The 1,303-nt window shown below is 66.6% G+C and carries 2 protein-coding genes; both read left to right on the top strand.

Going from position 1 to position 1,303, the window contains the following annotated elements; genetic code table 11:
- Positions 1-483: AMP-binding enzyme (locus tag JCM12296_RS34920; RefSeq protein ID WP_157068202.1), on the top strand; the 483-nt coding region annotated here is incomplete at its 5' end.
- Positions 484-524: 41 nt separating this feature from the next.
- On the top strand, positions 525-1,303 hold a 779-nt coding region (locus JCM12296_RS34925), incomplete at its 3' end, for a CoA-binding protein (RefSeq protein ID WP_246805335.1).

Raw genomic sequence — 1,303 nt, forward strand, 5'->3', positions numbered from 1 at the left:
GCCGCCGGCTGGCCGAGCATGTTCCGCCGGATGCTCGGGGAGGCCGGCGGCTATGAACGCTATTTTTCCGGGGGGTGGTATCTGACCGGCGACCTGGCCCGCGTTGATGCCGACGGCACCTTCTGGTTCGTGGGGCGCACCGACGACATGATCAAGAGCAGCGGACACATGGTCAGCCCTTTCGAGGTTGAAAGCGTGCTGATGGAATCGCCGGGCGTCGCCGATGCCGGCGTGGTCGGCGTACCGGACGACCATCTGGGTCAGCGGGTCAGGGCCTATGTCACGCTCGCTCCGGGGGTTCCGGTCGACGAGGCGCTACGCTACCGGATCATGGCCTTTGCCCGACAGCGGTTGGGCCCGGCCCTGGCGCCACGCGAAATCGTCTTTATCCGGTCGATGCCCAAAAATCCGGCCGGCAAGATTCTGCGGCGGGAACTGACCGGCCACGGCGGCCCCGAACGTCCGGCATCGCCCGGCGGGTGAATGCCCCCGAAGCGTCCAACCCCTAACAGGAGAAAAAGGCGATGAGCATCCGTAATCTCAAATCGCTCTTCAACCCGTCCTCGGTGGCCCTTGTGGGGGCCAGCGTCAAACCGCAGACCGTCGGCGCGGTGGCCACGCGCAATCTCTTCGCGGCCGGCTTCCAGGGGGAGATCTACCTGGTCAATCCCCGGCGCACGGAGATCGACGGCCATCCCTGCTATGCCGATATCGCCAGCCTGCCCAAGGCACCGGACCTGGCCGTGATCGCCACACCGCCCGATTCGGTCCCGGAGGTGATCGCTCAGCTAGGGGCCCGTGGCACCAAGGGAGCGGTGGTCATCACCGCCGGTTTCGGCGAGGGTGGCAGCGAACGCGGTCAGGCCCTGTGCGAAGCCATGCTGGCAGCGGCAAGGCCGCATCTCTTGCGCATCGTCGGCCCGAACTGCTTCGGTTTAATGCTGCCGCGGATCGATCTCAACGCCAGCTTCATCCACATGCAGCCCCTGCCCGGCCGACTGGCCTTCGTGGCCCAATCCGGCGCCCTGCTCTCCACGGTGGTCGACTGGTCCACCCACCGGCGCATCGGCTTTTCCCATCTGGTCTCCCTGGGCGACATGGCCGATGTCGATTTCGGCGACATGCTGGACTACCTGAGTGCCGACAACCATACGCGCGCCATCCTGCTCTACATCGAATCGGTCACCCATGCGCGCAAGTTCATGTCCGCGGCCCGCGCCGGCGGCCCGCATCAAGCCGGTCATCGTGGTCAAGGCCGGCCGCTATGGGGAAAGCGCCATGGCGGCCGCCTCCCACACCGGCG

The organism is Desulfosarcina cetonica JCM 12296, assembly GCF_001311845.1.
GTDB lineage: Bacteria > Desulfobacterota > Desulfobacteria > Desulfobacterales > Desulfosarcinaceae > Desulfosarcina > Desulfosarcina cetonica.